The following is a 25752-nucleotide window of genomic DNA, read 5'->3' on the forward strand; positions in this document are numbered from 1 at the left end:
GTTCAAGGACTGCTCGCGGCGCAACAATAAGGTATGGCTGCGGAGAATTTCAGCGGACGGATTCCTTTGGTTGTGGGCGTCTTGCCCGACCAGCATGTGGAGGTGCTGCAAACGGCCCGGACGCTGGCAGAACAACTCGGCGTGCCGCTGGTTTGTGCGTACGTGGACGAGGCCAGCTACCTCGTGGAATGGGACCCTGCGCGGGAGACACACCGGATGTCGCTTCATCCGGAGAAGGATGACGAGGACGTCGCAGCTGTTCGCAGTGACCTGGGCAAGCTCATCGGCGAGGCCATGGATGGCGGCTCAGCGGATTGGACTTTGCGGTTGCTCGCCGGAGACCCCGCACGCGCGTTGGGCCGGCTCGCCGAGGACATCCATGCCTCGATGATCATTGTTGGAACGCCGGAACCTGGCCTGGGCCACCGCATTTCCGAGGCTTTGAACGGCTCGGTGGCGGCCTGGCTGAGCCACCACCAACGCCGGCCCGTGCTGATTGTGCCGCAGAGAAAGCCCCAGGAAGCTGGCCGTAAAAACTAAAGCGAAAGTACTTATTCGAGGTGGTGGCAATGCCGTCGCGCCCAACGTAGAGTGATTACTGCAGGACGGCGAAAGCACCTGCTCAAAGACCGCTCCGGAGTGCGTATCCCCCAATAACGCACTCCGGAGCTCTTTGTTTAACACCCAGAGGTGGCCGCAGCTACCTCATGAAGCAGCTACCTCACGAACGTGTACAGCAGCGCCGCCATAGCGAAGCCCACGATGGACAACACCGTTTCGAGAACCGTCCAGGTCTTCAGGGTGTCCTTGACGGACATGTTGAAGTACTTGGAGATGATCCAGAAGCCGCCGTCATTGACGTGGCTGGCAATGATGGAGCCCGAGGAGATGGCCACCACGATCAGGGCGAGCTGCGGCTGGGAGTAACCGGAGGCAAGGCTTGGGGCCAGGATGCCACCGGTGGTTACGATCGCCACGGTTGCCGAGCCCTGCGCAATGCGCATGCCCGCGCTGATCACGAAGGCGGAGAGGATGATGGGCAGGCCAGCCTGGGCGAGCGAGTCGGCCACAGCCTTTCCTACACCGGTAGCCGAGAGAACTGCGCCGAAGAAGGCACCGGCGCCAACAACCAGCAGGATCATGCCCACTGGACGCAGCGATGAACCGGTGATTTCGCTGAGTTCGGCGGAGCTCATGCCGCGTCGGATGCCCAGGAGCCACATGGCCAGCAGCACTGCGACGGTCAGCGCGATGGCCGGGTTGCCGAAGAACTGCAGGACGTCCCGGAATACACCGGGAGGAGCGAAGATGTTGCCGAACGTGCCGCCGAGGATGAGGATCATAGGCAGGCCGATGGCCAGCAGCACCAGTCCAATGGACGGCTCGTGGCCCTTGGCTTCCTCGGCCTCGGGGACAATCCGGTCCTCGGGAACATTGACCATGACGCGCTTGCCGATCCACGTGCCCCACAAAATACCGGAAGCGAACCAGGCCGGGATACCGCAGATGAGGCCCATGAGGATGATCCAGCCAAGGTCAACATGGAAAAGGCCGGCGGCAGCGACGGGTCCGGGGTGCGGTGGCAGGAAGGCGTGCGTCACGGAGAGGCCGGCCAGCAAAGGAAGTGCGTACAGTGCCAGCGACTTGCCACCGCGGATTGCAGCGACGTAAACCAACGGCGCCAGGACGAAGATACCAATATCGAAGAACACCGGGATACCCAGCACAAAGCCGGTGATACCCATCGCGAGCGGGGTGCCCTTTTCGCCGAAGATCTTCACGAGCCTGCCGAGCAGCACTTCCGCGCCACCAGACCGTTCTAGGATGGCGCCGAGCACTGTGCCGAGGCCGATGATCACTGTGATGTGGCCGAGGATGCCAGCGAAGCCCTTCTCAATCAGGGCGTCACTGCTCTTGGTGGCCGAGCCGACCAAGGCTTCCACTGAGACCCCACCCACCAACGCCACGATCACGCCGGTTCCCACCAAGGCGATGAACGGTTCGAGCTTGACCTTGATGATCAGGAACAGCAGGAGGGCAATGCCCGCGCCTGCCAGGAGGAGCAGGCCGGCGGTGTCGTGCCGCAGCCATTCGAGGAATTCATTCATGGGGGTTTCTTTCTGGGTGAGTCCTACTTGAGGGTGCCGGTAAACGCGGCGGCACGGGCCGCGATGTCTGCCCAGTTGCCTGCAGCTACTGCTGCGGGCGGGACCACGCTTGTGCCGCAGCATACTGCGGCAGCACCGGCGTCGAGGTAGCTCTTGGCGTTGGAAGCGTCGATGCCTCCTGAAGGCAAGAAGCGGATGCCCGGGTAGGGGCCCTGCAGGTCCTTCAGGTACACCGGCCCAAGCTGGCGGGCAGGGAAAATCTTGACGACGCCGGACCCAAGGTCAAGTGCCTGTGCCACTTCGGTGGGCGTCATGGCTCCGAGGCTGAACGGGATGCCGGCGGCCACTGCGACTGCTGCAACCTCGGGCCGGATGCCTGGTGTTACCAGGAACCTGGCTCCAGCGTCGATCGCTGCGCGGGCTTGGTCTGCGGTCAGGACCGTACCGATTCCGACGGCGGCACCGTGGTCCGCCGCGGTCTCTGCCGCGCGCTTGACGTGCTTGAGCGCATCCGGGGTGGTGAACGTCAGTTCCACGCTGCGGATGCCGCCGTCGGCCAGTGCCCGGCAGAGATCCGCGGCGTCCGTGATGGACGGAGCGCGGACCACGGCGAGGGTGCGGTCGGCTTCGAGCTGCTGGATGAATTCTTCAGGAGTCATTGGGTGGTACTGCTTCCTTCTCGGGTGAGTCCGTCACTGCTTCGACGCAGGGCACGGCCGGCGCGGGCACCGGTGGGCCGGCCGCCGTCGATCGCTGCTGCGCCGTTGACGAAGACGTAATGGATGCCGCTGGCGGCTTGGCGGGGATTCTCAAAAGTGGCTTCGTCGCGGATGGTTTCCGGGTCGAAGAGCACGACGTCGGCCGCGTAGCCTTCGCGGACCAGGCCCCTGTTGTGGAGCTTGAGTCGTGCGGCGGGACGGCCCGTCAGGTGGTGGACCGTTTCCTCGAGGCTGAGCAATCCGAGATCGCGGGAGTAGTGGCCGAGGTAGCGAGGGAAGGTTCCCCATGCCCGGGGGTGTGGCTTGGCACCGACCAGGAGGCCGTCGCTGCCGCCGGTGTGGGTGCGGTGCTTCATGATTGCCTGGACGTTTTCTTCGTGACCCACGTGTTGCAGGATTCCGGTGCCGAGGCGGTCTTCGGTGAGGATCCGCACGAAGACATCGAACGGTTCCTCGTTGGTCCCGGCGGCGATCTCCTTGATGGTCTTCCCGACATAGCCGGCGAGCGCCGGGTTCTGGACGCCGCTGATTTCCAGGGTGTCCCACTCGGCAACTACGCCATGGCATCCGTCCGAGCCGTAGATCTCCACGGCTTCCCGGATGCGTGCGTGGGTTTCGGGGTCGTTGAGACGGGCAAGCGTCGCTTCCGTACCTCCGGACGATGCCCAGCTGGGGAGGAGCGCGGAGAGCGTCGTGGCTCCGGGGAGGTAGGGGTAGGTGTCCAGGGTGATGTCCACTCCCTCATCAAGCGCGCTATCGATCAGCTCCAGGAGTTCGCCTGCCCGGCCCTTGTTCTCCGCGAAATTCATGGTTGCGTGGGAGAGGTGCAGGGCGCAGCCTGTGTCCCGGCTCAGGCCGATCATCTCGGCGTAGGCATCCAGTGCGCCCTTGCCGTAGGAACGGTGGTGCGGTGCATAGAAGCCGCCCAGCTCGCCGACAGTCCTGCAGAGGCCGGCGAGTTCTTCGGTCTGCGCGTACATGCCCGGCGTGTAGGTCAGGCCGGAGGACATTCCCACGGCGCCTTCCTGCATCGACGTGCGGATCACGTCTTGCATCTGCTGCTGTTGCTGCGGGGTGGGATCACCTTCTGCGAAGCCCATCACCATGGCCCGGACGGTTCCCTGCGGGACGAGGTAAGCGGCGTTGGTTGCGATCCGTCCTGTAGTGCCATCGTCGTCGGTGGCCTCGGCATCCAACCGATCCAGGTACTCACGCACGGTCCGCCAATTCCAGTCGAAGTCCGCCGGGTTGTCGTTCCAACCAGCGATCTTCTCCCGCACACCTGCAAGCGTGGCATCGTCCACTGGTGCGTAGGACAGGCCGTCCTGACCCAGCAGTTCCGTGGTGACGCCTTGGCTGAGCTTGGCGTAATGCTGCCTATTAACAAGCAGTTGCAGATCAGAATGCGCGTGCATGTCGATGAAACCAGGGCTCAGGACCAGGCCCGTGGCGTCGATGGTGCGATCGGCCCCGGTTTCGCCTGCGGTGAGGGTTCCGGCGTCGACGACGGCGGCAATCACCGCGCCGTCCAGCAGGACGTCCGCCGGGCGGCGGTCCGCTCCGGTTCCGTCCACCAAGGTGGCGTTGCTGATGAGGGTCTTCATGGCGTTCGTCCTAGAAGAAGGTATGGATGAGGTCGACGACGGTCTGGTCACCGTTGGTGTCTGCGAGTACCGGAATGACGGTCCATTTGTCGAAGGCTGTGCAGGGGTGGGACAGGCCCAGCCGGACGACGTCGCCCGGACGAACGGTGGTGGTTTTGGCATCGAAGGTCATGAAGCTGTGTTGATCGTTGACCGAGGTGATTTCGGCCCCAACCAAAGGCTCCATGGCTCCGCCGAGAAGCGGTCCGATGAACTGCGGCTCGGGCAGGCCTTCGTCGAACGGGAGGTCCCGCTTGCCGGCGTCGAGGATGGCAAGGCCCGGCTCTGTCTGCGAAACCACGCGTGCCCAGACATGCATTGCGGCATGGAATGGTTGATCGCCTTCCCGGGAAAACGGCGAGATTCCGCGGTAGAAGCCGTCGTCGTGGATGATGTAGGCGCCGCTGCGGACCATGAGGTCCACACTGGGGCCACCAGTTTCGGCGCCGGTGCTGATGCAGGGAGACAGGACTGTGACGACGTCGTCGAAGTAGGCGCTGCCACCGGCTGTAATGATCACCGAGCCGGAACCATAGAGGCCTTCGGCGAGCAGTTCCTCGTGAAGCAGCCGCATCTGGGCGAGGTAGCCGCGGACGGCGCCCAGGCCGGCGTCGTCCGCGGTGTGCGCGAGCGAGCCTTCGTAGCCACTGACGCCTACCAAACGCAGGTTCGGTGAGGCGGAGATCGCGCGGGCAACCTGCATCGCAGCGTCAACGCCCCGGGCGCCTGTCCTGCCGCCGTGGGCCCCGAGCTCCACGAGGACATCCAGCACGGCGTCGCTCCCGGTGAGCACGCGGTTAAGACCTTCCACCGTTTCCACGGAATCCACCCAGGACAGGATGGGCGCTTCGGCAGTGGCGTTGGCTGCGACCCACTCGATGGCGTGCGGATCCGTGAGGCTGTTGGCGAGCTGAAGGTTTGCGACGCCGAACTCGCGGGCTACGCGAAGCTGCGCGAAGTTGGCCAGGGTGATGCCCCAGGCGCCGCGGTTGAGCTGTTCAGTCCAGAGCTGCGGAGCCATGGTGGTCTTGCCGTGCGGGGCAAGCAGCACCCCGTGTTCCTTGCACCAGTCAGCCAGGCGATCGGCGTTGGCCTGGAGCGCCGTGTTATCAAGTGTCAGCAGCGGCGTCTGCAGATCGCCCAGGGTGTGCTTGGCGGCGAGGAATTCGGCGTGCGTAATCCCGTTGGCGGTTGCCGGAACGGCCTTGTGCCGCCAATCAAGCTGACGGTTTGCAAGGCCGGCCACGGCGTGTGCCGAGATGGCTTCGGAAGTGTTCACGGGTTCATTCCCTTCGCGGGGCTGCGTTTTTGAAGCTGCGGTGTGGGGCTGTTCAGTATGCGATTCTCAGTTGCGTTGCGTATTTTGCAACGCTGGTTGCAAACCTGTTGGTGATATGTCTAACATGGTGGCGGACGGAGAGTCAAGACCGCTGAGAAGCGCACAACTAGTGGGAGAACGATGCTGTCAGCTGTATGCGTTGGCGAGACGATGGCCATGCTTACCCCAGTCCAAGCCGTTCCCCTGCACCAAGCCACGGAGCTCCACTGCGGGATCGGCGGTGCAGAGTCGAACGTTGCCATGGGATTGGCAGCCATGGGCCTGGACACGCACTGGGTCAGCCGGGTGGGCCACGATGGCTTCGGCACTCGCATTCTGGACGACCTCCGGGCGCACGGGGTGGGAGTCACCGGCGTCGAGGTGGACGAATCCCGGCCAACCGGCCTCTACGTGAAGGTCCCCGCCCAGGAATCAGATCCCGACGGCGGCAGTTCAGTTTTGTACTACCGGCAAGGTTCCGCGGCGTCGGCCATGGGACCCGGCACACTTTCCAATCCCGCCGTTTCCTCACTGCTGGAGAACGCAGCGCTGATCCATCTGAGTGGCATCACCGCTGCCCTGTCCGCGGAGTGCCTGTCTCTCTTGGAAGCCTTGCTGGCCGAACCGCGGAACGGGCGCATCGTCAGCTTCGACGTGAACTGGCGAGCCGCCCTTTGGGCAGGCCAAGACCGGTCCGTCCTGCAGCGCCTGGCGAACCGGGCCGACGTCGTGCTTGTTGGAAAAGACGAAGCCGAGCACGCCTTCGGCACCACAGATGAAGCCGAACTCCGCCGTTTGATGCCGGACCCTCAAGTGCTGGTCATCAAGAATGAGGCGATCAGCGCAATCTCCCTCGACCGGAGTGGCACGCGGGAAGAGGTTCCCGCACTGTCCGTCGCCGTCGTCGAGCCTGTTGGCGCCGGCGACTCGTTCGCCGCCGGTTACCTCAGCGGCATGCTGTTTGGGCTCGGCCAGAAAACGAGCCTGCGCAGGGGGCACGTCGCAGCAGCCTGCACCTTGACTGTTCATGGCGACCGCGGTCCCCTACCCGACGCCGGGGAGCTCGCGGCCATCCTCGATTCTTCGGATGAGGACTGGGCTGCTATCCATGTTGAAGAGGGACATTTCAACACCAGAACCGGAGCGTGACATCTTGAGCCAGAGCCTCATGCGGGCCATCGACCTGCTCGCAGAACTCGCAGCGAAGCCCGCCACCCTTGACGAGCTCTCGTCCAAAGCATCCGTGCACAAGACCACCGTGATGCGGCTCCTGCACGCCATGGAGGAGAAACGGTTCGTGGTGCGGGACGAAGAGCAGCGGTTCATGCTGGGTTCCAAACTGTTCGAACTGTCATCGCTGGCCCTGGAGCAGCGGGACATCCGAAAGGTAGCGCACCCGCACCTGGCCGAACTGAACGGGCGAACCGGGCACACCGTTCACTTGGCCGCGTTTGAAGGCAATGAGGTGGTGTACATCGACAAGTTCGAGTCACACCACCCCGTCCGCATGTACTCACGCATCGGCCTGACTGCATCGCTGCACTCGGCCGCTGTGTCCAAAGTCCTCCTCGCCGATATGCCGCGCAGCCGGCAGGAAAAGATTGCCGCGGGGCTGGACTACGTAAAAGTTACCGAGAACACCCTGACCTCGCCGGAGGCCCTGCTGGCCGAACTCGAGCAGGTCAGGGAACAGGGCTGGGCCCACGACAACGCCGAGCACGAAGCATTCGTGCACTGCATCGCGGCCCCCATCCGCGATGCCAGCGGCGCCGTTGTTGCCGCAGCCTCTTGTTCGGTACCGGTAGTAATGCTCAGCTATGAAGGCTTGCTTGAGCTGCTGCCCGACCTTAAAGCCAGCACCGAGGCCATCTCGAATGACCTCGGCTGGATCAGCCACGAAAGGAACTCAGCATGAGTGAAAAGACCGTAGTACTGACCGAAAACGCCCCCGCCCCGGCGCACGTATTCTCCCAGGGCATCAAGAAGGGCGGCATGTTCCAGGTCTCCGGCCAGGGCCCCATGGATCCCGCCACCAACCAGTACATCGGTGAGGGCGACGTCCGCGTCCAGACCCGTCGCACGCTGGAGAACGTCAAGGCCATCCTCGAAGCCGGCGGGTCCTCCGTTGAAGACGTCCTCATGTTCCGCGTCTACCTCACAACCCGCGATGACTTCGCCGCCATGAACGAGGTTTACGGCGAGTTCATCCGCGAGAACGTCCCCAGCGGTCTGCTGCCGAGCCGCACTACTGTCTTTGTTGACCTCCCCCACGAGGTCATGCTGGTGGAGATCGACGCCCTGGCTGTCACTGCCTAATCCTGGCTGCGACACCCACTTTCGTTAGAGCCACAGTTTCGGGCTGGCGACACCTATATTCAGGCGTCGTCAGCCCGTTTCTGGGTGGTGGCTATCGGGTGCGGTGCTTCACCGACGGCGGGACGGCCGGAACCCGCTGGCGCTTGGCGTAGATCCTGGCTCGTTGGCTGGATAGAGCCAGGAGCACCAGGATGTCCGTGGCCAAGCCGGACAGGCCTGCCTCAAGCGTGAGATTGGTGGTCCCCGTGGAGGCGTCGATGGCCTGGACCACGATCGAGATGGAGCTGAGTGCCATCGCAATCACGCGGGCGCCGTTGCTGCCCAGGAATATCCGCCATGCAAGGAACACTTCGCCGAGCCCGAAAACCAGGACGATCATAGCTATGGTGACGATTGCCGCCGTCGTGGTTTGTGGGTCAAGGTTGGCGTCCTCGACGGTGATGTTGCCACCCGAGCCCAGCAAAGTGACGGCCAAAGCAAGTGCAGCAAGGGCCCGGATGACCACGAGGAATGCGCCCGTCATGGTGGGTGCGGGGCGGCGGTCGCGGCTGTCCGTCCGACTGGCTGGCTGGTCGGCGGGGACGGGCACGCGGCGGGCGTCGATGATGGGCAGGTCGCCGTCTGTGGAGATGGAGTCGCCTCCTCCATTGCGCGAGTGGTATCCGGTGGAAAAGTCCTTGATGACGCGCACTGTCACGGCAGGTTCAGCCGCGGACACCGTTCGTACGATGTGGTCCCGCTCCACGTCCGTATTCTGCTCGATCTTGTGCGTGATCTGCAGGGTGAACAGGGAGAAGCCAACGCTGCGGTCGTAAGTGCCGGCGGCGAGCCAATCCACCTTGTGCCCGCCGGGCAGCATCCAGCCCTCGGGGCAGCGCCAAAAGCGGACGTGGTGGCGTTTGCCGGGGTTGCTGTCCACTTCCTGCTGGTAGGCGAAGTCCTGTTGGCGGTCAAAGAGGTAGAGGGGGCTCACGGGGGCCTGGGTGTAGCTCTGCCTCAAAAGCGTAGAGCTCACGATGCGCCGGCTGCTGGCGAAGGTAACGTCGTCCGCGATGGTCCACCCTGCGGCACGCATGATCGCGTGGATCTGCGGCTCGGTGCCCATCAGGGCCACGTTCACCGGGTCACCGAGCAGTCCGTCGCTGGTCCGGGCCCGGCCGATGAAGTAGCCGGGAACGTAAATGGTGGTCAGGATGCGGTGGAGGCGAGGCAGCAGCAGGTAGGCCAGGAAGGCCCAGAACACAAAGGAAAACCACACCTGGCCCCACCCCAGATGAAAGCTCTCCCCCACCAAAAGGAATGCCAGCCACACCGCAGCTGCTCCACCCAGGACGAAGAACGCGTGGTCGAGCCGGCTGTCCGTGACTCCTTTGTTCGGCGCTTTGTACATTCGGAACTCCCCCTGGGTGCACGTGCTCCTTAAGCTTCGCCTCCTGGCCTCCGCGTGTACACAGTCCCGGGCATTAAGGTTCGACGCCGGAACTTGGCCAGATGCCGTCGTCGAACCAAAAAGCATTCCACTTGTGTCATTGACTCACCATTCCACTTGTGTCATTCTTTTCTTAGAAAGCGTGACCGGCATCACGCAATGACCTGTCAATGGAGAGAACAATGAAGCTCGAACACATCCTTCTTGGAGTCCTGCTGGAGCATCCGAGCACGGGCTACGACATCAAGAAGTACCTGGACACCCATGGCCGCTTCCTGCGTTCCAATACGCAGATGAGCCAGGTTTACCGCTCGCTCGGGAGCATGGAGAGCCAAGGTTGGGTGACCCACAGCGTGGACCCCCGTCCCGGCGCGCAGGACGCAAAGACCTACCGCGTCACTGACGAAGGAGCCACCGTGTTCCTTGATTGGCTCACTGGCCCGTACCACCCGGCCAGCCGTTTCCAGGACCCCGAACTCGCTGCACGGTTGTCCTTTGCCGGCTTCATGAGCGCCGAGCAACTCCTCCGGATTCTCGACGTCGAAATCCACACCCGCCAGGACGAAATCGCCAGGTACCGCAACCGTGATCGCAGGGAACAGTGGGCCCCCACGATCGCCTTCGACACCGAGCTCGCCGAATCGGTGGGAGAGCGCCTGCACCTCATGGGTGCGAGTGCCATCGACGCCCACGTTGCCGGACTGATCAGCCTGCGCAAGGAGCTTCTGGATGGGCAGCTCTCGTCCCGTTCGCTCACCGCAGTACCGGCGGAGCTGCAACCATGAAGGCCATCATTCTCATGTTCGACAGCCTCAACAGGCATATGCTCTCCCCTTACGCGGCGGACACGTTCGTGGACGCCCCCAACTTTGCCCGCCTGGCAGCAAAGACGGCGACGTTCGACAACTTCTATGCCGGTTCGATGCCCTGCATGCCGGCACGCCGCGAGATGCACACCGGCCGCCACAATTTCCTGCACCGCAGTTGGGGCCCGCTGGAACCTTTCGACGATTCCATGCCGGAGATGCTGGGAAAAGCAGGAGTGCACACGCATCTCGTATCAGACCACCCACACTATTGGGAGGACGGAGGCGCCACCTATCACCCGCGCTACACCACCTGGGAGTTCTTCCGTGGCCAGGAAGGCGACCCGTGGAAGGGTGTGGTAAATCCTTCCGGCGGAAGCCAGGACTGGCGTGCCGGGATGAAGCGACAGGACCTCATCAACCGCAGTTATATGCCCACCGAGGCAGACCACTCGCAGACCAAAACCGTGGACGCCGGCCTGCACTTCATCGATACGAACCATGAAGCAGACAAGTGGATGCTCCAGATCGAGCTTTTCGATCCGCACGAGCCCTTCTTCACCCACAGCAAATACAAGGCTTTGTACGAGCATGATTACGACGGCCCCGAATTCGACTGGCCGGGATACCAGAAGGTCACCGAACCTCAGGATCAGGTGGAGCACGCCCGCTACGAATATGCCGCTTTGGTCTCGATGTGCGACAAGTCGCTCGGACGGGTCCTGGATGCCATGGACCAGTACAACATGTGGGAAGACACCCTCCTCCTGGTGAACACGGACCACGGCTTCCTGCTGGGCGAACACGGCTGGTGGGCAAAATCCGTTCAACCATGGTTCAACGAACTCGTGCACCTGCCCATGTTCCTGTGGGACCCGCGCACCGGCGGCAAGGACACCCGGCGTGGAGCCCTCGCCCAGACCATCGACATTGCACCCACCATGCTGCGTTTCTTCGGCGTCGAACCTACGGAGGACATGCAGGGCCAGGACCTGGCCGCCGTGCTGCAGGACGACAGCGAAGTACGTGAGGCGGCCCTGTTCGGTATCCACGGTGGCCACGTCAACGTCACTGACGGCCGCTACGTCTACATGCGTGCCGCCGTCGGTCCTTCCAACGCACCACTGGAGGATTACACGCTGATGCCCACCCACATGCGGTCGCGGTTCTCCACAGCCGAACTCGCGCAGTGGGAACCTGCGGAAGCGTTCAGCTTCACCAAGGGACTGCGGACAATGCAAGTCCAGACCACCTCCATGATGAACTCATGGGTCCACGGAACCCTCCTGTTTGACCTTGAAGAAGACCCACACCAAACGAACCCCATCATCGACGACGCGCTGGAACTGCGCCTCCTGAAAACACTGGCCAAACTTATGCACGCCAACGATGCACCGGAAAGCCAGTTCCAGCGGCTCGGAATTCCTTTCGATTCCGAACCCACAGCCCAGCACCTGCTCGCCGCCCGGCAAGCGGACAGGGCGCGGATCGCTTTGGAACCCCTGCCACCGATCGACAGCTTCGCCGACGGCGGAGCTGCCCTGACACTGCCCCTTCTGGAACTGCTCCAGGACGTCCGCGGCCGCGAAGCCGTGGAGAATCACCTCCCCGACCTCATCAGCACTGAACTGGTTAACATCCCCGCCCAGCTCAGCCTCTACCAGCTCGCAGCCGTCATCCCGGTTTCCTCGAGCGCCCTCGGGTCCATTGCCGAGGAACTGGCTGCCGTCCCCACGGCGTAACTCCAAGCCAGTGACACATCCCCAACCCAGCCTGACAATGTAGACAGGACCTACAGCCCATGACCTCCCAACCCAGCCCTGCCCTCGCCACGGAAGCTCCAGCAGAAGGAGCAGCCCAAGCCAGCAAAGTCCCCCACCGCTGGCGAAACCTCGCTGTCCTCACCGGCGTTACGGTCGTGGACAATACGGAAGCCGGCCTCAGCGCCACCCTGTTCCCGACCATTGCGGCGGCCCTGAAACTGCAGAGCAGCCACCTCGGCCTGCTGGCCGCACTCGGCAAGATCATTGCTGTCCCAGCCGGTCCGGCGTGGGCCTGGCTTGCCGGGAAGATCGGCCGACGGAAAGCGCTGATCGCCACCACCCTGGCCGGTGGCGTCTTCGGCATAGCAGCAGGTTTCTCCCAGGACTTCGTTCAACTGTTGATCCTCAACACGCTGATGTCGGCGTCGATCATCGGTGGAAGCCCGATCGCCAACGCCATCATCGCGGACTCCTTCGATGACAGCCAGCGCGGCAAGGCTGCGGGCTACTTCTACGGGTTCATGAGCCTCATCAGTTCCTTCATTGCCCCGCTCATCGCATTGTTCACCGGTATTACTGACGGCTGGCGCTTCGGCATGTGGACCATCGGTGGCATTTGCATCCTTGCCGGCCTGCTGGTGTCACTGCTCCTGAAAGACCCCGGAGTGGGAGCGTCCGAGAAGCAACTCGCAGACCTCAGCGGCCGCGAGCGCCTCACCCCGAAAGTCACTGTCCGCTCGGTGGCCTCCCTGTTCCGGATTCCCAGCTTCTCCATCATGATGCTCTCGCGCCTGCTCTCCGGGCACCTCCTCATCGCGATTTTCGGTATCCAGTTCCTCGTGGTGGAGCGGGGCTTCACCAACGCGGTGGCGGCCATCGTCCTGGTGCCCTTTGGGCTCGGCTACTTCGCCGGGACCGCCGGTGGCGGCTGGCTCGTCGCGCTCCTGGACCGGGTCCTTCCCGACAGGGGCCGGGTTGCCTACCTGCAGGGCGCCCAGGTTCTCTTCGCCGCCGTCGCATTCTTCGCAACCCAATTCGACTACGACAACATCGGCATCTACAGCGCGTTCTGGGCCCTGATCGGCTTCGCCCAAGGAGCCAATCCGCCCGCCAACCGTCCGATCGTCGCGGCCGTCGTCCTCCCGGAACTCCGAGGCCAGGCCTTCGCTATCTTCCTGACCGTTTTCGAGACCATCGGGTGGGCCGTCTTCTCCCTTGGAGCGGGCGCCCTGGCCTCAAGCCTCGGAATCCAGGCCGTGTTCCTCTGGACTCTGGTGATCCTCATGCTGGTCAACGCAGCAGTCCTCACCGCCCTCTACTTCTGCTACCCGCGGGACGTGGAGCGTGTCCGGAATGCGTTGGAGCAGCGTCGGCAGGAAGCACTGCACCAGGGCTGACTTAGGCAACCGTTCGGGCTCGACGTCGGCACTCAGGTGAGTGCCGACGTCGCGGTTTAACTTGTGGCGAGGATTCCGACGCTGAGTTGTTTGTGGTCGATGAGCCACTCCAGGGACTCGCGGACCGCTTGTTCCGGCTCATACCGGGGTGCATAACCCAGCAGGGACTTGGCTTTTTCAATGCTGAAGCAATGGTTGCGTGACAGATGGTTCCAGCTCGTATCCGCGTGCCCAGGTGTGGTGGTCCTGCGGAACTCCTCCCAACTGACTGGCTCGAGGCTGGCTTCCTTCCCGAACCACGACGCAGCGATCCCAACGTATCCGCGAACTGTCAGGGCGGTGGGAGCAACAATGTTGAAGTCCTCCCCGGCCGCCGCTTCACGTCGCTGGATGGCCTTCTCGAAGGCTTGCGCGACGTCGTCGGCGTGCACGTGATGCATCAGCTCCGTGCCACTTCCGGGAACCTTCAAAGGCCTCCCGGCGGAGATCGTCTCCCACACGGATGGGTCCAGGTTTCCAAGTGGCCCGATCGGCTGCCATCCAGGTCCGACGATGTGACCGGGGTGCAACGACGTAGTAGCCAATCCGCCGGAAGCCGTCTCTTCCTTCAACATGCGGGCTATAGCGCGCTTCTGGATGCCGTACTCATCGGTTGGGGCAGCGGCCGAATCCGAGCCCCCCGCGATGGGCAGCTTCATGCTGGCGCCATACCGCCAAATAGAACCGCAATGCAGGAGGTGGCCTACCTCGCCGCGGAGTCGCTTCACCAGCGCGGTGGCGGAGTCGAGCGTAAAGCAGACCAGGTCAATCACGACGTCGGCACCCAGTTCCACGATCCGGTCACCAAAGATGCCGTCCCGGTCCTCCTGCTCCCGGTCCGCTGTGACCTGGCGGGCCTGCTGCCACTCGGGCGTATCGGTGTAGGCGTGCCGGATCCCACGGCTAATGTTGGTCACTGCATGGCCGGCGTTGACGAGCCTGGGCACGAGGAACGAACCAATGTGGCCACTGCCGCCGATGACAACTATTTTCATGGGTAACCTTCGCTTTTTGGGCCTGCTTGGGTTGGAGTTCCAGAGTAGTTCCTCTATACAGGCGCGGCGTGGGCGGCCTCACTTAAGCGGGGACTGCGGAGACATCAAGCGACGATTGGCCAGCAACCTGACGACTCACTTCTCCCAAGCTCGACAAACCCCATGCCCTCGTGACTAGCATGAATACTCCGGGCAAGCCCGGGTACGTGACCTCTTGAACGACCCCCTCGGACGGTCGGCGTTGACGCGGCGACCACGTAAAGGAGAAAGCTGTGCGGGAGCCTGTAGTCAGCGAGAGCCTGTCAGAAACCAACGGGAATCCAGAGGAAACAACGGAGGATCCGCAGGAAACGCAACCCGAGGAAACCGCCACAGAGTCACCCGAGATCACGTTTGACGAACAGTTCTATCCCGCCCGCCCGAAAGCCCTCCGGCCGATCGCCCGACGCCGGCAATTCTTCGCAGCCAGGCCCTCCTTGGAATTCGATGGGCGCAATCCGACATATGTGGACTGGCTTCGCAACCAGTCGATGCTCGGCGATGCCAACACCATGGCCCGGCAACTCTCTGGCCAGGCGAGCATGTGGCAGAACGCCTACGCCCGACCAAACCCGCGGGCGGCAGTGGAGCGTGCACCTGTGTGGTTCACGGCCTACCCTCTCTCCTTCATTACCCGCGAGGGTCAGTCATTTCTGTCCGCGCTGGGAGAGCCGGGCCTCTGGAAGGCGTTCCGGGAGATCGGCATCCGCGGACTCCACACTGGCCCCGTAAAGCTCGCCGGAGGCATCAGCGGTTGGTCCCAGACGCCCAGCGTGGATGGCCATTTTGACCGCATCAGCATGGCGATCGATCCGGCGTTCGGCACGGAGGAAGAATTCCGCCGGATGTGCGAAGTCGCCGCAGATCATGACGGGACGGTCATCGACGACATCGTGCCCGGCCATACAGGCAAAGGCGCCGACTTCCGTCTTGCTGAGATGAACTTCCGGGACTACCCGGGCATCTATCACATGGTGGATATCCCCGAGGAAGACTGGCACCTGCTGCCTGATGTTCCCGAGGGCGAAGATTCTGTGAATATCAGTCCCGATACCGAGCAGGCCCTGCAAAAAGCCGGATACATCATCGGCAGGCTCCAACGCGTGATCTTCTACGAACCCGGGGTCAAGGAGACCAACTGGAGCGCCACCAGGCCGATCGTGGATACCACCGGCAAAACCCGTCGCTGGGTTTATCTCCATTACTTCAAGGCCGGGCAGCCATCCATTAACTGGCTGGACCCTACCTTCGCCGGGATGCGGTTGGTGGTGGGCGATGCGTTGCACTCCCTCCTGGACCTGGGCACCGGTGCCCTGCGGCTGGATGCCAACGGCTTCCTCGGCGTGGAGAAGAGCGCGGAGGAACAGCCGGGCTGGTCGGAAGGCCACCCCCTGTCCGAGGCAGCGAACCAGCTCATTGGCTCTATGATCCGCAAAGTGGGCGGGTTCTCCTTCCAGGAACTCAACCTCACCATTGATGACATCAAGGCGCAGTCCGAGTCGGGCCCGGATCTTTCCTACGACTTCATCACCAGGCCCGCCTACCACTATGCGCTGGTCACCGGTGATACCGAGTTCCTGCGGCTGACCCTTCGGTTGGCCATGGAGATCGGTGTGGACCAGGCCTCGCTGGTGCACGCTCTGCAGAACCACGACGAACTGACCTACGAGTTGCTCCACTTTGCCGCTGGACACAGGGAAGACATCTTCGAGCTTGGCGGCGAAGAACTGACCGGCGCCGAGGTTGCCGAGAAGGTCCAGAGCACCCTGCGGGAACGCCTCACCGGTGAGAACGGGCCCTACAACGCGGTCTTCACGACCAACGGCATCGCCTGCACCACGGTCAGCTTCCTCATGGCGGCGCTGGGAATCAAAGACCCGGACTCGATAACGCAGGAGCAAGAGGCCCAGGTCCTGGATGCCCACGTGCTCCTGTCCATGTACAACGCGCTGCAGCCTGGGGTCTTCGCGCTTTCCGGATGGGACCTCACCGGCATCACCGCGTTGGATCGGGAAACAGTCCGGGAGCTCACCTCGCAAGGCGACACCCGCTGGATTAACCGCGGCGCCCACGACCTCATGGGCACCAGCCCCGACGCCAAGACCTCCCTCGCCGGCATGGCGCGGGCCCGGAGCCTCTACGGTCCGCTGCCTGAACAGCTCAAGGATCCAGCCTCCTACGCCCGGCGCCTCCAGCAGATCCTGAAAGTAAGGGAAGAATCAGGGATCGCAACGAGTACCTTGCTGGACGTGCCCGACGTTTCCAACCGCGGGCTGCTGGTCCTGGTCAACCAACTCGGCAGCGGCGAGCTTGAAGTCACCGTCCTGAACTTCTCCGACCAGGACATCGCAGGCAGCATCCAGTCCTCGCACCTTGTTCCTGGCGCCAGCGTCCACGATCTCTTCAGCGGCGAAAACGTGGGGCAAGTGGATGACCTTGGCAGCTTCTTCCTCGAACTGCGGGCGTTCCAAGGGACGGCTCTCGTTCTGAAGGAAGCCGAGACCGAATAGAAGCCCCGACGTCGGCACTCGCGTAAGTGCCGACGTCGGGGTTAGGTTTCCTCCCGCCTCGCCACTGGAGCCAATCGCTTCACCTTGATAGCTTCGAACCCATGGCCATCAAACTTGAGAATGTCGGTATTGCGGTACGGGACATTGAAGAAACCATCGCCTTTTTCACCGACCTCGGCCTGACAGTGGTTGGCCGTGACACCGTCAGCGGCGAGTGGGCCGATACCGCCGTCGGGCTTGATGGCAACCACGCGAAGATTGCGGTGCTGCAAACCCCCGATGGTCAGGGTCAGCTGGAACTCTTCGAATACATCCACCCTGATGCGATCGAGACGCACCCCACCCGTCCGAACGACATCGGAATGCACCGGGTGGCCTTCTCCGTTGACGATATCGATCAAGCCCTTGAGATAGCGGCGAAGCACGGATGCACTCCGCTACGCGGAGTGGCCACCTATGGAGATATCTACAAGCTCACGTATCTGCGCGGACCCAGCGGAATCCTGGTGATGCTCGCCCAGGAATTGAAGAAGAAGGACTGAGGACCATATTTAGCGGCCCGCATTGATCTGCTTGGCGAACTCGTTGAGAGCGGCTGCTACAGCTTCCGGATGGCTCAAGCTGGCATAGTGACCGCCCGGGATCTCCACCGGTTCGATTCCTAGCCGATCACGTACTTGGTGCCTCATGAATGACGATGGAAAGAACAGGTCGTCACGGCACAAAATCGCCAGGGTAGGCACATCCGGATGCTGGCCGGGCCAAGGCGCGGACATCCACGCACCTTGCTGGTCGCGCTCTTTGCCGGTTGCCTGCTGTGCCAAATCCTCGGGGACCAGGTTGAAGAATGCTTCTTCAGGGATGGACTCCCGATCATGCCCTGTATTGGTCCACCAGTCCCCAAACGTCTCGCCCGGCATCGGAATCATTGCCGAGAGGTACACAAGTCCGTCGGAGTGGAGGGCGTGGCAGGCCAATGGTGCTGTGAAGCCACCCAACGAGTGCCCAACAACGATGGTGTTCTGAGCGTCGCCTACGGCTGCAGTCACTGCCCGCGTGTAGTCCTCAAGCCCTGCGCCGGCATCTTCAATGGGCAAGTCGACAGCGATGACGCCATGCCCCGATGCCTCAAGCAGTGGCCTGACCAGATGCCAGTCCCATGCCGAGGAACCGCCACCGTGGATCAGTACGAAAACGGCCACATTCCCACCCCGCTTTCCAGGGACATCACGCGTGAGCTGTTACCAGCGGATCGGGCTTCTGCGAGCTGACGCCGGAAGCAGTCTCAAGTGGTAGGCCGTTCCGGATCCAGTACTCGATTCCGCCTATCATTTCCTTCACGGAATATCCCAGCTCGGCGAATGCGAGCGCCGCGAAGGTGCTGCCGTTGCAACCCGGACCCCACGAATAGACCACCACTTTTGAGGCCGCCGGGATCAGGTTTGAAGCCAACGCCGGAATCTGCGCGGTCGGAATATGTACCGCACCGGGAATATGCCCGTGGTCCCATGAGGACTGCCTACGCGTATCCACCACAAGCAACGATCCCGGCTCCGACTCAGCCACTTCCATGACGTCGATTTCGCACTGCAACTTGGCGCGAAAAAAGGCGGCGGGATCGAGCGTTAGGCCGGTCGGTGAGGTTGTCACGTATCCTCCGTTGAGAAAAGCGATTCTGCGGACGATCTCCTTCCGCCCCAGAGCAAACACTACGCGAAGCCTGGGCGCGTTCCCATTTCTCGAAGCCATACGCCCAATACCCCCAGGGGGTACTTGATTTGATACCCCGGAGGGGTATACATTCGAAGCATGAGCAATGCAGACCTGAGCTTCAACCACCTGAGCGCGGACCTCCCGACCATCGAAGTCGACCTTGAGCACGCCGCACCACACGGGTACACCAGCAACAAGGACGCCTACCTGCGCCGCCTGAAACGCATCGAGGGGCAGGTCCGCGGTATCGCGCGCATGGTGGAAGAGGACAAATACTGCATCGACATCCTCACGCAGGTGGCTGCTGCAACCAAAGCCCTGCACGCCGTCAGCCTGGGACTCGTTGAAGAGCACATTGGCCACTGCGTGGTTGGCGCCGCCTCCGAGCCCAATCCTGAAGCCCGCGCCGAACAGATCGATGCCAAAGTAAAGGAGGCCACCGATGCCATCGGGCGCCTGCTGCGGTAATTCCGCCAACACACATCACACCATTCAACTCACCACCAAGGAGCGCATCATGAGCCAGACCATCCAGACAAACGTCAACGTTTCCGGCATGACCTGCGGCCACTGTGTTTCAAGCGTGAGCGAGGAACTCGAAGCACTTAACGGCGTGGAGGACGTCTCCGTGGACCTCAACCCCGGCGGGCTATCCACCGTAACCATCACATCCACCAGCCAGCTCTCGCCGTCCGAAATAGGCGAGGCCGTGGCAGAAGCCGGCTACTTGGTGGTAGCCAACGAAGCCTAGGAGTCCTCTTGACTAACCAGGAGACCTTCAATCAGCCCGAAACCCGGGTCATCGAACTGGACATAGAGGGCATGACCTGTGCCTCGTGCGTCAATCGGGTTGAACGAAAGCTCGGCAAGCTCGAAGGCGTCGAAGCCAGCGTCAACCTTCCCCTGGAATCAGCCCACGTCACCGTCCCAGCCACGGTGACAGACCAACAAATCGTGGACACGGTCAACGCCACAGGCTACAAAGCCAAAGTCCGCCAACCCCCGGCCCCCCACACCAGGGACCACCACAATCGTGGCGTCCAGGGTCACCAACCAAGCTCCGTCACCGAGCTCACGAGTGACCTCCCAGATCACAAGGACCACGCAAAAACGTCCACCAACAATGGACACGCGGCGCAGGCCGAACCGCCCCAAGCCACGGAGACTAGAACCGGACACGACCACACTGATGCGTCCGGCGCTATGCGGCAGCATGCGTCCAAGGGAGGAACGACCGAGCATGCAGAGCATGGCGCCGGGGGCGTTACGCAAGGCAACCACGAGCACTCAGAGCATGGTTCCGGCGGTTCCGCGCCAGCAGAGCATGCCGAGCACGCGAATCACACAGATCACATGTCTCACGGCCCGGCAGCGTCAACACTCCGCCCACGCCTGATCACGGCGGCGGTATTGACCGTGCCCGTCTTCGCGATTTCCATGGTTCCTGCCCTGCAGTTCACCAACTGGGGCTGGATTGTGGGTGCATTGGCGCTGCCTGTGGTCAGCTGGGCTGCGTGGCCGTTCCATAGGGCCGCCGCTATCAATGCCCGGCATCTCGCATCCACCATGGACACGCTCGTTTCCATCGGGGTGATCGCGGCCTACCTCTACTCCGCGTGGCAGTTGTTCGCGGATCCCAGGATGACGGAGCACCCGGGCATGGAAAGCATGTCCGGTGGTGGGCTGTATTTCGAAGTCGCCGCCGTTGTCACCACATTTCTGCTGTTGGGACGGTACCTGGAAGCAAATGCGAAGGCCAAGGCCGGCGACGCTTTGAAAGCCCTGCTGAATCTGGGCGCCAAGGATGCCACGATTTTGGTGGACGGCCGGGAACAGAAAATACCTGCTGAAGAACTCCTGGTAGACGATGTCATCGTGGTCCGCCCTGGTGAGAAGATCGCGACCGATGGTGTGGTGATTGACGGCGCGTCCGCCGTCGATGCCTCTCTCGTGACTGGCGAATCTGTTCCGGTCGAGGTCGGTCCAGGGAGCCCTGTCACCGGCGCTACCATCAACACCTCAGGCCGCCTTTTGGTCCGGGCCACGAGGGTGGGTTCTGACACGACCCTCGCCCAGATGGGCCGTTTGGTCAGTCAGGCGCAGACCGGAAAGGCGCCAATCGCGCGGCTCGCGGACAGGATCAGCGCGGTGTTCGTGCCGATCGTGCTGGTGCTTGCGTTGGTGACGTTCGTTCTGTGGCTGTTCTTCTCGGGCGACCTCAACGCGGCGTTCACCGCTGCAGTTGCCGTCCTGGTGATCGCTTGCCCCTGCGCCCTTGGCCTCGCAACTCCCGTCGGGCTGTTGACCGGAACGGGCCGCGGCGCTCAGCTGGGCATTCTCATCAAGGGTCCGCAGGTGCTGGAGGACACCCGGCATGTGGACACCATCCTGCTGGACAAGACCGGCACCGTGACCAGCGGAAGGCTTGCCGTGGACCATACGGTCGCCCTCAATGGCCACTCCCGGGCAGCAGTCCTGACGCTTGCCGGTGCGGTCGAGTCAGCCTCGGAGCACCCCATTGCCCATGCGATTGCGGCAGCAGCCAAGGAAGCAATGCCCGACGCCGGCGCTCTCCCCGGTGTGGATGGCTTCAGTTCCGCTCCTGGCGGCGGAGTCCGCGGAACCGTGGCGTTGGACGGCACTAAAAAAACGGTTGTGGTTGGGCGCTCGGGCTGGCTTGAGAAGAACGGCATCGCCCTCGATGCCAGCCAGCGGGACGAGCTCGCAGCTCAGGAGAATAGCGGCGCAACTGCAATTTGGGTGGCTGTGGACGGTCAAGCTGCCGGAATCGTCAGCCTGAGCGACACCATCAAGCCCGGCTCCGCAGCTGCGATCAAGCGACTGAAGGATCTCGGTATCCGTCCGATGCTCCTGACAGGTGATAACGCCGCTGTCGCCGCCCAAGTAGCTGCCGCCGTCGGGATTTCCCCTGACGACGTGTTCGCTGGGGTCCTGCCGGAAGGCAAAGTCGACGCAGTCCGGAAGCTTCAGGCCTCCGGCGCAACGGTGGCAATGGCAGGCGATGGCGTGAATGACGCCGCTGCCTTGGCCCAGTCGGATCTGGGAATCGCGATGGGGTCCGGCACGGACGTTGCAATCGAAGCGTCTGACCTCACCGTGATGGGCAGCGACCTGGGCCAGCTCGTTCAGGCTATCGAGCTCTCCCGCAAGACGCTCTCCACCATCAAGACCAACCTGTTCTGGGCCTTCTTCTACAACGCGATCGGCATCCCAGTGGCAGCCATCGGACTGCTCAATCCGATGATCGCAGGCGCAGCAATGGCGGCGAGCTCCGTGCTTGTCGTCGCGAACTCCCTGCGGCTCCGCTCATTCGGGAAGTAACCCATCCGCGTAGCAGCACAGGGCGCTCCGAGCTCTCAGAACGTCATGTGCTGCTGCGCAGTTTGAGGACTTGTGCCCGGGCTAAGCCGTCCCGAAGCGGACAGCAGCCCGGGCCTTTGCCTTGGCGGCTTCCTCGTCACGGTTCTTCGCCGGGCCATGGCTCACCAGCGAATCCAGCAAATGCTGCGTGATGTGGGCGATCTCGTGGACGGCCTCAGCGAAAGCTTCCTCGTTGGCTTTGGACGGTTTGGTGGAACCGCTGATCTTGCGCACGTATTGCAGCGCGGCGGCCTCCACCTCTGCCGACGTAGCGTGTGGTTCGAAGTTATGAAGAGTCCTGATATTCCGGCACATAACCCCATGCTAACTATGGGCAGCGCTCCATGGGGAGGGGTGCCCATCGACGCCTTTTCGAATCCCACGATAGGTTTTAGCTATTGGATCTTCCGGATGAGCCGGAGGCCGCTGGGGATGCCGAAGAGCTCGGGTCCGAACAAATGAAGGAGAATCTCATGGCTATTTGGGGTGCAGATGTTGATCAGCTTCGTCAGCTCGGTAACAAGCTGAAGGCTGGTGCCGAGAACATCGAGCAGCAGCGCTCACAGCTGAAGGGCGCCCTTGACGGCACCGACTGGAAGGGCCCGGACGCCGACAAGTTCCGCGGCGAGTGGGACAGCCAGCACGCTTCCAACCTGAAGAAGGTTGCCGACGCCCTTCGCGAAGCCGGCGACCGCGCTCAGAAGAACGCTGAGCAGCAGCAGCAGGCTTCCAACTAGGACCGTTGGGAAACCCCGGACGCTACGGCGTCCGGGGTTTTCGCTTCTTAAGATCCAAACTCGAAGTTGCCGCTTAGTCCCGCGGGACCTTGGCGACGTGCCCCGACGGGACGGGTTCGACGTCGTTCGCGTGATCCAGGACGCGGGCCCGGGCAGCCTCCTCAGCGGTCCGGGCGGCCTTACGGTCACCTCGCAATTCGTCCACGCGGACCAAGACCACACCGCCCACAATCAGAAGCCCACCCAGCAACTGGATGGTGCTCGGCAATTCACCCAACAGCAGCCAAGCCCAGATCACGGCGAACAGCACTTCCGTCAGGGACACGAAAGACGCCACTTTGGACCCCAGGCTGCGTGCTGCCATGATGCCGGAAACGTAGGCGAGGACGGTCGCGAGAATAACAAGCCCCACAGCTGACACCCACCAGGGTATGGTCCAGGGGCCGAGGGCCGTATCGGCGGTACTGAAAGTCATGGGGATCAACCCCACGGCACCCACCAGCCACATGACCAGCGCGCCCACCAGGAGACCGCCCGAGGCAAGCACGAGTGGAGGAAGGGTGTCGTTTTCCTTGGCTGTGATGAAGAAGTAGATCACCAGGCACACGGCGGCAGCCATGCCCCAGAGGACGCCGATGAAGTCCACCTTCACAGCGCCGGTGAGGTCGAGCACAAGGACTAGTCCACCCAACGAAAGCAATGCGCCAGCGGCGGTAAGGGCCCGAGGGCGGCGACGGCTGGCGATCCACAGCCACAGCACGATCATGACCGGCGCAAGGTATTCGAGCAGCAGCGCGACCCCCACGGACAACCGGGCTACTGCGTTGAAGTAGAACAGCTGGCAACCTGCGACTCCGATGAGCCCAAACAGCAGGATAGTCAGCCAGTTGTCCTTGAGCTGGTGCCAGCGACCGCGAAGAACCACGACGCCGGGAATCGCCAGGATCAGCGCAGCACCAGTGAGTCGCACGGCAACAGCAGCGCCAGGTGACCAGCCGGTTTCGAGCATGGACTTGGCGAACGAACCGGAGGTACCGAAAACCGCGGAGGAGAATAAAGCGATGCCGAGTCCTGAGGCCAGGAAACCTTTTGCATCAGCCTTCGTCTTTGTAGCTGACACAGCGGCCTCCTGTCAGGAGTAAAGTGGGCTTATGGTCATGACAGTACTCCCGAAACATGTAAGGAGTCAAAGTGCATTTTGCGCCTGACACCGAGATTGCACTACGCACCGTCGTTAATCTCGTCAACACAGCAGCCAACGGCGAGGATTCGCTGGCATCAGTAGAGGACCTCGACGCCTTTTTGGAGGCCGAAGAATTCTCGGGTTCGAGGACCCATGACGAAGCAGAATTGCGCAGCGTCAAGCGGCTGCGTAGCGAGCTGGCATCACTCTGGGCCGCCGATGAGGACACCGCCGCAAAGACCGTGAACAAACTGCTCATAGACGCGCAGGCACTCCCGCAACTCGTCAAGCACGATCACTGGGACTGGCATCTCCACGCGACCACACCGGAAGCACCACTCGCCGACCGCATGGGCACTGAGGCCGCTATGGCCATCATCGACGTCATCCGCAGCCAGGAAATGGATCGCATGCGTATTTGCGCCGCAGACGATTGCGATGCGGTGGTCCTGGACCTCAGCCGTAACCGCTCCAAGCTCTATTGCGACACAGGCAACTGTGCCAACCGCGCACACGTCGCAGCGTATCGGGCGCGGAAAGCGGCCGTGGGCGAGTAGATCTCCTCCCCGCGGAAAATGCAGGGCACCACTGCGGCCCCACTCTACGAAAAAGCGCTCCCCCACCTGTAGTGAGGAAGCGCTTGAAGGTTAGTGGCCGCCGTCGGGCGTTTCAGTCTCGTCTGTAACGGAACCGGGAGCGGCGGGACCACCATGCCCGGGACGCTTCGAACTGAGGTTGACGCCAGAGCCCTTGCCCAGATGTTCGGCGTTTTCCTTGTGGCTCATGGAGAGCATGGCAGCCACCACGAGGCTCACGATAAACGCGATACCAGCGCCGGTGAAGGCGAGGTCGAACCGCGGAGCGCGTGCGCTGCCGCCAGACGCGAAAATGAGCACGGCAACGAATGCCAGTACTGCGAAGAACGCGGAGAACATGAGGGGTCCCTTGACCGAGGTCCGCATCTTGCGCGGCTCTCCTGGTGTCTGGTCTGCCACGATCATTCCTCCAATGATGGCGGGCCTGTTCGGCTCCCCGCCGGTCTGCAAAAGTTCTACAACGAGTAGAACGTCCAGCTACTAGTTTACGGCCTCCGGGGAAGCACCCGGCGCAGTGGCCTGGTTGCCCGTGTGAGCATCGTGCCGGAGCGTCAGCCCGGAGAGAATCCACAGCACGCCGGAAAGGATCGCTCCGCCACCGGCAACACCCAGAAGTGCGTGCGCGCCGAGCGATATGAAGAACGGCAACGCCACAGCAGTACCCACAGCGATAACACCGGACACCAGCCAATCACGGGTCAACGAGTCGCGATTCCGCAGTGCGTGGACCAGTTCAAGAACGCCAAGTACCAGCAACGCGGCGGCGGCAGAAAGCGCGACGCCGGCATCTGACTGAGTGACCAATGCCCCCACACCGCCGATCGCGACAACCACCGGAACTGCCGCAGGCAGAACGCGCGAGACCCACAACGAACCCGCTGTTGCGAGCAGGTACAAGCCAACGGCCCAAGCCAGCACCTGCACCGAAGGCGATCCCCAGAAGATGGTGACCAGGCCGAACACCAGCGCAACCACTGCCCGGGTCAGCACTGGTTTCCAGAGCCCGGGCACGGACGCAGGAGGTGTCTGGGAAGGAGTCGTGGGGAGAGTCACGCATCCA

General features: G+C 62.6%; 26 protein-coding genes. 14 read left to right on the plus strand and 12 right to left on the minus strand.

Annotated features, from left to right (window positions below):
* Positions 1 to 33 precede the first annotated feature (33 nt).
* On the plus strand, positions 34 to 540 hold the full coding sequence (locus AC6I99_RS21580; RefSeq protein ID WP_224092804.1) for a universal stress protein: 507 nt from the start codon (positions 34 to 36) through the stop codon (positions 538 to 540).
* A gap of 176 nt (positions 541 to 716) precedes the next feature.
* Here AC6I99_RS21580 and AC6I99_RS21585 read toward each other — a convergent pair whose 3' ends face one another.
* Genes AC6I99_RS21585 through AC6I99_RS21600 form a run of 4 tightly spaced genes read right to left on the minus strand, consistent with a single transcriptional unit; the run spans position 717 to position 5749 of the window.
* Positions 717 to 2108, minus strand: a complete 1392-nt coding sequence (locus AC6I99_RS21585; RefSeq protein WP_224092802.1) for a GntP family permease — start codon at positions 2106 to 2108, stop codon at positions 717 to 719.
* Positions 2109 to 2131: 23 nt separating this feature from the next.
* Positions 2132 to 2767: a bifunctional 4-hydroxy-2-oxoglutarate aldolase/2-dehydro-3-deoxy-phosphogluconate aldolase gene (locus AC6I99_RS21590; protein ID WP_224092796.1), complete on the minus strand. Its 636-nt coding sequence runs from the start codon at positions 2765 to 2767 to the stop codon at positions 2132 to 2134.
* Positions 2764 to 4431: an N-acyl-D-amino-acid deacylase family protein gene (locus AC6I99_RS21595; RefSeq protein WP_224092794.1), complete on the minus strand. Its 1668-nt coding sequence runs from the start codon at positions 4429 to 4431 to the stop codon at positions 2764 to 2766. Before AC6I99_RS21595 ends, AC6I99_RS21590 begins: the two co-directional genes overlap by 4 nt.
* A 10-nt stretch (positions 4432 to 4441) precedes the next feature.
* The gene (locus AC6I99_RS21600) at positions 4442 to 5749 is read right to left on the minus strand and encodes an alanine racemase (RefSeq protein ID WP_224092793.1); all 1308 of its coding nucleotides are present in this window, start codon (positions 5747 to 5749) and stop codon (positions 4442 to 4444) included.
* 180 nt (positions 5750 to 5929) lie between these two features.
* Here AC6I99_RS21600 and AC6I99_RS21605 point away from each other — a divergent pair, with 180 nt between their 5' ends.
* Genes AC6I99_RS21605 through AC6I99_RS21615 form a run of 3 tightly spaced genes read left to right on the plus strand, consistent with a single transcriptional unit; the run spans position 5930 to position 8104 of the window.
* Positions 5930 to 6937, plus strand: coding sequence for a sugar kinase (locus AC6I99_RS21605; protein WP_224092791.1), 1008 nt, complete (start codon positions 5930 to 5932; stop codon positions 6935 to 6937).
* Positions 6938 to 6941: 4 nt separating this feature from the next.
* Entirely contained in the window at positions 6942 to 7703 is a 762-nt protein-coding gene (locus AC6I99_RS21610) for an IclR family transcriptional regulator (protein ID WP_224165837.1), read from the plus strand.
* Positions 7700 to 8104 carry a RidA family protein gene (locus tag AC6I99_RS21615; RefSeq protein WP_024818727.1) on the plus strand — a complete coding sequence of 135 codons (405 nt, stop codon included), beginning with the start codon at positions 7700 to 7702 and terminating at the stop codon, positions 8102 to 8104. Before AC6I99_RS21610 ends, AC6I99_RS21615 begins: the two co-directional genes overlap by 4 nt.
* A 91-nt stretch (positions 8105 to 8195) precedes the next feature.
* Here AC6I99_RS21615 and AC6I99_RS21620 read toward each other — a convergent pair whose 3' ends face one another.
* On the minus strand, positions 8196 to 9494 hold the full coding sequence (locus tag AC6I99_RS21620; protein ID WP_497961839.1) for an LssY C-terminal domain-containing protein: 1299 nt from the start codon (positions 9492 to 9494) through the stop codon (positions 8196 to 8198).
* A 221-nt stretch (positions 9495 to 9715) separates the two neighbouring features.
* Between AC6I99_RS21620 and AC6I99_RS21625 the strand changes: the two genes are divergently transcribed.
* From AC6I99_RS21625 to AC6I99_RS21635, 3 genes are read left to right on the plus strand one after another with little or no spacing between them, the layout of a single operon-like run.
* The gene (locus tag AC6I99_RS21625) at positions 9716 to 10318 is read left to right on the plus strand and encodes a PadR family transcriptional regulator (RefSeq protein WP_224165842.1); all 603 of its coding nucleotides are present in this window, start codon (positions 9716 to 9718) and stop codon (positions 10316 to 10318) included.
* Entirely contained in the window at positions 10315 to 12081 is a 1767-nt protein-coding gene (locus AC6I99_RS21630) for a sulfatase family protein (protein ID WP_497944010.1), read from the plus strand. The genes AC6I99_RS21625 and AC6I99_RS21630 overlap by 4 nt, the downstream gene beginning before the upstream one ends.
* A 59-nt stretch (positions 12082 to 12140) precedes the next feature.
* Complete coding sequence (locus tag AC6I99_RS21635) at positions 12141 to 13499, plus strand: MFS transporter (RefSeq protein ID WP_497944009.1); 1359 nt, start codon at positions 12141 to 12143, stop codon at positions 13497 to 13499.
* 56 nt (positions 13500 to 13555) lie between these two features.
* Here the strand turns inward: AC6I99_RS21635 and AC6I99_RS21640 are convergent, their stop codons facing one another.
* On the minus strand, positions 13556 to 14533 hold the full coding sequence (locus AC6I99_RS21640; RefSeq protein WP_497944008.1) for an NAD-dependent epimerase/dehydratase family protein: 978 nt from the start codon (positions 14531 to 14533) through the stop codon (positions 13556 to 13558).
* A gap of 272 nt (positions 14534 to 14805) precedes the next feature.
* Here AC6I99_RS21640 and treS point away from each other — a divergent pair, with 272 nt between their 5' ends.
* Both treS and AC6I99_RS21650 read left to right on the plus strand, forming a co-directional pair.
* Entirely contained in the window at positions 14806 to 17082 is a 2277-nt protein-coding gene (gene treS / locus AC6I99_RS21645) for a maltose alpha-D-glucosyltransferase (protein ID WP_309928336.1), read from the plus strand.
* A gap of 101 nt (positions 17083 to 17183) precedes the next feature.
* On the plus strand, positions 17184 to 17624 hold the full coding sequence (locus tag AC6I99_RS21650; RefSeq protein ID WP_224165847.1) for a VOC family protein: 441 nt from the start codon (positions 17184 to 17186) through the stop codon (positions 17622 to 17624).
* 9 nt (positions 17625 to 17633) lie between these two features.
* On the opposite strand, the gene AC6I99_RS21655 is transcribed toward AC6I99_RS21650, so the two are convergent.
* The gene (locus AC6I99_RS21655) at positions 17634 to 18284 is read right to left on the minus strand and encodes an alpha/beta fold hydrolase (RefSeq protein ID WP_497944007.1); all 651 of its coding nucleotides are present in this window, start codon (positions 18282 to 18284) and stop codon (positions 17634 to 17636) included.
* A gap of 25 nt (positions 18285 to 18309) precedes the next feature.
* Positions 18310 to 18654, minus strand: coding sequence for a rhodanese-like domain-containing protein (locus tag AC6I99_RS21660; RefSeq protein WP_497946906.1), 345 nt, complete (start codon positions 18652 to 18654; stop codon positions 18310 to 18312).
* A gap of 237 nt (positions 18655 to 18891) precedes the next feature.
* On the opposite strand from AC6I99_RS21660, the gene AC6I99_RS21665 reads away from it, so the two are divergent.
* From AC6I99_RS21665 to AC6I99_RS21675, 3 genes are read left to right on the plus strand one after another with little or no spacing between them, the layout of a single operon-like run.
* Positions 18892 to 19263 carry a metal-sensitive transcriptional regulator gene (locus AC6I99_RS21665; RefSeq protein ID WP_224165849.1) on the plus strand — a complete coding sequence of 124 codons (372 nt, stop codon included), beginning with the start codon at positions 18892 to 18894 and terminating at the stop codon, positions 19261 to 19263.
* A gap of 49 nt (positions 19264 to 19312) precedes the next feature.
* A complete protein-coding gene (locus tag AC6I99_RS21670; protein WP_224092768.1) occupies positions 19313 to 19546 on the plus strand; it encodes a heavy-metal-associated domain-containing protein in 234 nt (77 codons plus the stop codon).
* 8 nt (positions 19547 to 19554) lie between these two features.
* Positions 19555 to 22137, plus strand: a complete 2583-nt coding sequence (locus AC6I99_RS21675) for a heavy metal translocating P-type ATPase (RefSeq protein ID WP_497944005.1) — start codon at positions 19555 to 19557, stop codon at positions 22135 to 22137.
* Positions 22138 to 22218: 81 nt separating this feature from the next.
* On the opposite strand, the gene AC6I99_RS21680 is transcribed toward AC6I99_RS21675, so the two are convergent.
* A complete protein-coding gene (locus AC6I99_RS21680) occupies positions 22219 to 22491 on the minus strand; it encodes a DUF2277 domain-containing protein (RefSeq protein ID WP_011776687.1) in 273 nt (90 codons plus the stop codon).
* A 158-nt stretch (positions 22492 to 22649) separates the two neighbouring features.
* On the opposite strand from AC6I99_RS21680, the gene AC6I99_RS21685 reads away from it, so the two are divergent.
* Positions 22650 to 22913, plus strand: coding sequence for a WXG100 family type VII secretion target (locus AC6I99_RS21685; RefSeq protein WP_011776688.1), 264 nt, complete (start codon positions 22650 to 22652; stop codon positions 22911 to 22913).
* Between the two features lie 73 nt (positions 22914 to 22986).
* On the opposite strand, the gene AC6I99_RS21690 is transcribed toward AC6I99_RS21685, so the two are convergent.
* Complete coding sequence (locus AC6I99_RS21690) at positions 22987 to 24033, minus strand: EamA family transporter (RefSeq protein WP_497961841.1); 1047 nt, start codon at positions 24031 to 24033, stop codon at positions 22987 to 22989.
* 71 nt (positions 24034 to 24104) lie between these two features.
* Here AC6I99_RS21690 and AC6I99_RS21695 point away from each other — a divergent pair, with 71 nt between their 5' ends.
* Positions 24105 to 24653, plus strand: a complete 549-nt coding sequence (locus AC6I99_RS21695; protein ID WP_224092762.1) for a CGNR zinc finger domain-containing protein — start codon at positions 24105 to 24107, stop codon at positions 24651 to 24653.
* A 90-nt stretch (positions 24654 to 24743) separates the two neighbouring features.
* Here AC6I99_RS21695 and AC6I99_RS21700 read toward each other — a convergent pair whose 3' ends face one another.
* Both AC6I99_RS21700 and AC6I99_RS21705 read right to left on the minus strand, forming a co-directional pair.
* The gene (locus AC6I99_RS21700; RefSeq protein ID WP_497961843.1) at positions 24744 to 25097 is read right to left on the minus strand and encodes a hypothetical protein; all 354 of its coding nucleotides are present in this window, start codon (positions 25095 to 25097) and stop codon (positions 24744 to 24746) included.
* Between the two features lie 75 nt (positions 25098 to 25172).
* Positions 25173 to 25745 (minus strand): DUF308 domain-containing protein, encoded by a 573-nt coding sequence (locus tag AC6I99_RS21705; RefSeq protein WP_309928354.1) that lies wholly within the window; start codon positions 25743 to 25745, stop codon positions 25173 to 25175.
* Positions 25746 to 25752 lie beyond the last annotated feature (7 nt).

The sequence above is a fragment of the Arthrobacter sp. TmtSoilC77 genome (assembly GCF_059739415.1).